The sequence below is a fragment of the uncultured Desulfovibrio sp. genome, from assembly GCF_944324935.1.
GTDB lineage: Bacteria > Desulfobacterota > Desulfovibrionia > Desulfovibrionales > Desulfovibrionaceae > Desulfovibrio.
This window is the reverse complement of record NZ_CALUYG010000080.1, coordinates 1-5,622: the sequence shown is the minus strand read 5'-3', so window position 1 is coordinate 5,622 and position 5,622 is coordinate 1. Positions and strand designations below refer to the sequence as shown.

At 66.5% G+C, this 5,622-nt stretch carries 2 protein-coding genes; both read right to left on the bottom strand.

Annotated features, from left to right (window positions below):
- Positions 1-419: 419 nt before the first annotated feature.
- The gene (locus Q0J54_RS11865; protein ID WP_296305955.1) at positions 420-2,486 is read right to left on the bottom strand and encodes a hypothetical protein; all 2,067 of its coding nucleotides are present in this window, start codon (positions 2,484-2,486) and stop codon (positions 420-422) included.
- An 8-nt stretch (positions 2,487-2,494) separates the two neighbouring features.
- Positions 2,495-5,622 (bottom strand): FAD-binding and (Fe-S)-binding domain-containing protein (locus Q0J54_RS11860; RefSeq protein WP_296305954.1); only part of this gene is annotated, 3,128 nt, incomplete at its 5' end.

The window sequence follows — 5,622 nt, the reverse complement described above, 5'->3', positions numbered from 1 at the left end:
GCGCCTCTTTTCTTGCCGCCGTTCAAATTAGATGCATATCTTTGTGGGCAAACATAATTTGACGACACTATCTAGGGCGCGGCTGGTAAAAAAGCCTTATAGGCGCATATGAAGAACCACCGGCTTTGCCGGTGGGTTCCTTTTTTGTTTGCCGGGGGGCTGGTCGTCCTTCCCTGAGGACGGTGTGGCGGCCCGTCACGATACGGGCTGGCGTTTCGAAAAAGACCGGGCGGAGAGCCGGCGGCGGGCCGCGCCATCGGGCAGGCCGGCGGGTGACGGGGAGGGCGACACTCCCGGAGTGGTTCGGTCGCCGGGCATGGGCGTGACCGTACGTCAGGCTGTCCGGTGGGCCGCCGGCTTCGCACACCAGCCTCCGCATCCAGAGGCCGTATGGGCTCCTGGGGAGGCATGCCGGACGCTCAGGGATAGATCAGGGCCGCCGGGTCGCCGGGCAGGGCATAGGTCCGACCGTCAAGCGACAGGATGACGCCCGGCAGCCTGTCCAGCCGCTGTGGGGAAAGGCCCAGCGGGACAGCGTAGACCGTGCGGCCGCTGTCGCCGTCCAGCAGGGCGCGCACCAGCGGCATGCGGCTGGCGGCCAGACGGAGCCACGGCTCCTGCTGTTTCCGTTCCCGCGGCTCCTGCTGTGCCAGTAGCTCCCGGGCCAGCACGAGCTGTGCCGGGATGGGCAGCATGCGGCGGGCGTCGATGGGATTGATCCGCCAGATCTCCAGAGAAAAGGCCACCTCCGCTGGCAGCGGGGAGGCGCTTTCCAGCACCAGCCAGATCTGGGAAAAGGTGGCGTTGGGCTCAGCCGGGCTGGCGGCAAGCCAGGCGTTGTTCAGGCCGCGCCGACGCAGGTCGTCGGGCACGCGCAGGATACGGGGGGACCCGGCCTGCGCAGCCGGGATCTCGCCGCGGGAGAATCGTCGCAGCGGTTCCGTCCATTGCTCCTGCCAGTGAGCATAGGCCATACGCACGCTGCCCAGACCAAAGAACCAGGCCACCCAGGGATTGGGCCAGTGCTGGGGCGCATGGCGCAGGCTCTCCCCGGCCAACACCGGCGCAGCCGTTTCCGACAGGGCGCGGACCGTCACTTGCGGCAGGCTGGCGTCCGCCGTCAGGCGGGGACTGCCGGAATAGTTGTACAGGCCCGCCAGTCCGAGGCGCATGGGCGCGTCCAGCGGCGTATACGCCTGGCCCAGATCCCAGAGCCAGTTGTACCGCTCCTGAATGTTGTCGCCGCCGACGATCCAGTCCCCGGCGGCGGCGTGCTCCGCCGCCTCACGCCAGTTCGCGGTAAGGCAGAGGGCAAGCAGCGCGGCGGTCAGCAGCAGAGTCAGACGCCCCCCCTGTTGCAGCAGGCGCAGGTTCCAGCGGCCCAGCCACGGATGGATGGTCAGGGTCAGGGTAGCTGCCCCGTAGATGGCCAGCACGGCGGAAAGCCCTTCGTCCGCCAGACTGAAGGCGTCGCCCGCCGCATGCAGGGCCGTCATGCTCAGGGAGACGAGCAGGAAGCCCGTGAGGGCAAGCACGCTCAGCCAGCCTGGCCGCAGGGGAGGGATGTCCGGCGAGAGCGGCTGCCCGCCGATGCGGCCTTCGCCCTGGGCATGGGGCAGCAGCAGGGCCAGGGTCAGCACCGGCACGCACCAGAGAGAGGTCCAGAGACCGGAAAGGCTCCGCAGCCAGTCCCGTTCAAAATCCTGCCAGACTTCGGGCAGCGGATGGGCGGCCAGTGTGGCCCAGCGGCCGGGCGAGGCGAAGACGATGAGCGTGCAGACCAGCGTCACAAGCAGCACCCGGAGCAGCTCGCGGCGCGCGGGGTGGCGGTGCAGGGCGGCCAGCAGCCAGGCGCCCAGCGCCAGCGCCAGCGCCGCATGGGCGGCCATCTCGCCCAGACCGACGGTGAGGAAGGCGGCCAGCATGGCCTGCCGGCAGCGCCGGCGGCGGGCAAAGGGATCGGCCAGCCAGAGGCGGCAGACGGTCAGCAGGAAGCAGAGCCAGAGGCCGCCCGGCAGGATGAGCGAGAGGTTTTGCGTCAGGGCATAGATCTGATGGGCCTGAGGATGGCAGGCGCACAGCCCCAGCATGGTCAGCAGGCCGCAGAACAGACCGAGCCTGTGCGGGATGGCCGGCGCGGCCAGCCGGGCCAGTCCGTAGACGGCCAGACCGTAACTGCCCAGCGAGAGCAGGCAGATGGCCCCGTTGAGCAGCAGGGATTCCGGCGCACGCCCCAGAAACGTCTGGAGGAAGTGCAGGCCGTAACGCCCGCCGCTGTAGAGCCACTGCCTGCCCATTTCGTAGAGCCCGCCCGGCAGATCCAGAAAGCACATGGCCCGGCTCATGTGCTCGAAGTCTTCCCCCTGCGGGAAGACGAAGGCGAAGCCCCAGAAAAAGGGCAGCATGACCACCAGCGCCAGCAGGCAGCACAGGCGCGAGGGCCTGTACAGTTCCTCCGGGCGCAACAGCACCGCCGGACCACGCATGACGTCGCCTAGCCCGTCACCACGCGCACATCGCCCCGCGTCTCATTGGCGCGACGCCGGAAACTCTGCCGCCTGTCCTCGCCGTCGATCATGCCGGCCACCCACTCCGCCACATGCAGCACCGGCCGCTTGTCGTGCAGATTGATCAGGCAGCGGCCGATACCGATCTTGCAGGAGGGGCAGCCCACCAGCACGGGCGGGAGGTTGCCGTTTTTGCCGGCATGGGCCTCGGGGCCGTCGATCTCGGCAAAGGCGCGTTGCAGATTGATCTGTTTGCGGGAGCGCAGGAGATTGTAGATCTGCGGCGAGGTCAGGGCCCCCATGCCGGATTCGCCGCAGCAGCCGCCGTTGAGCAGCACCTTGGCGCCGGAGAAGTTGGACAGGGCGGCCACGATCTGCTTTTGCCCCCTGGCGGCCGGGATGCCCGCCCATTCGCTGTGGCAGGAGGCATGGTAGATGAGGCTCGTGCCGGGGGGCAGGGGGTGTTCCAGCTGCTCTTTCTTGAGCAGCGGGAGGACGAGCTGGAGCACGTCCCGCTGGCCCAGGCCCGTGAACTGCTCGGAAAGCCCGATGCGTTCGAGACCATCAAGGCAGGTGCCGCAGGAGGTGACCAGATGGGCCACCTCGAAGCCCTGTTTGCCCAGATTGCGGATCATGGCCGAGAGGTACTGCCGGTTGTGGGACAGGTTGTCCTCAAAGGCCGTATCCATGCCGGCGGCCAGCAGCGGATAACCGCAGCAGAGGTGGCGCGGCGGCACGGCCACGGCAAAGCCGGCCCGCAAGAGGAGCATGATGCTTGAAAGGCCGATGCGGTCATAGAAGAGCCCGCCGCCGCAGCCGGGGAAATAGATGACGCATGGCGTGCCCTGCGTGACCTCGGTGGGCGAGAAGACCGAGCCGCGGTGCAGGCGCAGGGCCTCGTACAGATTGGTATAGCCGACCTTGGGGCCGCGTCCCGCAAAAAGCGGATTCTGCATGCGCCGTTTCCAGACGTCGGGAACGAAGCCCAGGATGCGGTTTTGCATCTTCTGGCCCAGCGAGGCCATCTTGGCGGCCTTGGGTACGCGGTGCTCCACATCCCGCACGAGCCACTCCAGCGCCTTTTTCTTGAGGGGGTGGCCGCCGGCTCCCTCATGTTCCAGCAGGGCTCGCAGGGAGAGCGCCACGTCGCCGGAAGGGATCTTGACCGGGCAGTTGGCCCGGCAGCGGCCGCAGGCCGTGCAGTGCTCCACCAGATCGCGCAGCCAGCGCAGCAGATCGTCGTCGATGCTGCCCTTGTTGACCTGCGAGTAATAGACCGCCTCGATGAGCATGCCGAGCACCATGTTCTTGTTGCGGGGATGGTACTGCATGCTGCGTTCGGGGTAGTTCATGGGACAGACGTGCTTGCATTTGCCGCAGCGCGTGCATACCTGCACGGCGGCCAGCAGATCGGTGAGTTTTTCCTTGTCCGGCAGGCCGCTGTCGTTGATGTCGCGGATGAGGTGGTTGAAGGAGAAGGTGAAGGGACGCACGGGCAGCTCGCGGTGTACGAGCTTGGCCGGATTCATAATGTCGCGCGGATCGACGCGCTCCTTGAAGGCGCGCAGGGCCTCCATCTTCTCCTTGCCGAAAAAGGCGATCTTGGTGATGCCGATGCCGTGTTCGCCGGAGACCTCGCCGCCCATTTCCTGACATTCGGCCATGACGCGGGCGGCCGTCTCCTCGGCTTCTTCCAGCATGTGGTGGTCGTTGGAGTTGACCGGGATGTTGACGTGGCAGTTGCCGTCCCCGGCGTGCATGTGGCTGGCCACCACGATGCGCCCGGCGTCCATGTAGTCACGGATCTTGTTGAGCTTGCGGGCGAGGTGGGGATATTTTTCCAGCAGGCTGTCCATGTAGGCCTGGGCCCGCTGCCAGAGTTCGGTATCCGAAAGTTCGGCGGCATTGACGTCCCCGGTCGCCACCTTGGAGGCAAAGGAGAATTCGCGGTTGAAGTCCTTTTCCTCCATGGGGAAGCCGGGCAGGCGGCCCACCTCCTGGAGCGCGTAGCGGTAGGCCTGCGCGGTGCATTCCAGATTGAGCTGTTCGAGGAAGAGGGCGAAGTCCGGGATGCGGCTCATGGGGATGACCACGTCCTCGTTGAGCTTGAAGCCGGACGTGCGTTTGGCGATGGCGGACAGGCGGTGACGGTCTTCCCAGAAGCGTTCGGCTTCCTTGTCGTCCTGGGCCACGATGATGTCCACATTCTCCTGTTCTTCCACCACGGACACGATGTCGCCCACGCACTTGTCCAGCAGGTAGGGGTCGTCGCCGTCCACCTGCAGGATGATGACGGAAATGGGCAGATCCGTGAATTTGCGGGATTTGCGCTTGTAGTCGATGGCCTGAACGTATTTGGCGTTGAACTCTTCCAGCGCGGACAGGTGGGCGTAGTCGCCCTCTTCACGGATGCGGTTGCGAAGGCTCACGAGCTCGCGCACCACCACGGCCGCCGGGTGCATGGAGCGCCCGAAGAATTCCAGCACCATCACGCGCTTGTAGCGCGGCTTGGGATGCAGGATGAAACAGGCCTCGGTGATGATGCCGTCCACCCCTTCCTTCTGCATGCCGGGCAGACCGCCAAGGGCCTTGTTGGTCACGTCCTTGCCGAGGCCGGGCAGGCGGATTTCATCCCCGCGCAGATGCACCACGTTCCGCACGCCGCCGCTCACGTCCTTGACCACGAAGACGGCCGTCTCATCCGGCAGGATCTTGTGACGGGGGTGGTTTTCGCGCTCCACGGTGATGATCTCGCCCGTGGGCGTGACCATGCGCCACCAGAGCAGATTGTCCAGGGTTGTGCCGTATTCGAAGGCCATGGGGCCGCCGGCATTTTCCGAGACGTTGCCGCCGATGGAGGCCGCCTGCTTGGAGGCCGGGTCCACCGAAAAGAGCGCGCCTTTTTCGTCCACGGCGGTGATGACGGCCTGGGTGTTGGCCCCGGCCTGACAGGTGACGGTCATGGCCTCAAGGTCGATGGGGCCGATATGCGTCAGCCGCGCAAGGCTGACGATGACCGTACGCCGCCGGGCGGGCACGGCGCCGCCCGTGGCCCCGGAGCCGCCGCCGCGGGGGATGAGGGCGAATTTCATGTCGTTGGCCAGCTTGACCAGCG

Coding starts and splice junctions, on each gene's coding strand:
- Q0J54_RS11865 (WP_296305955.1), bottom strand. CDS start 2,486: ATGCGTGGTCCGGCGGTGCTGTTGCGCCCGGAGGAACTGTACAGGCCC.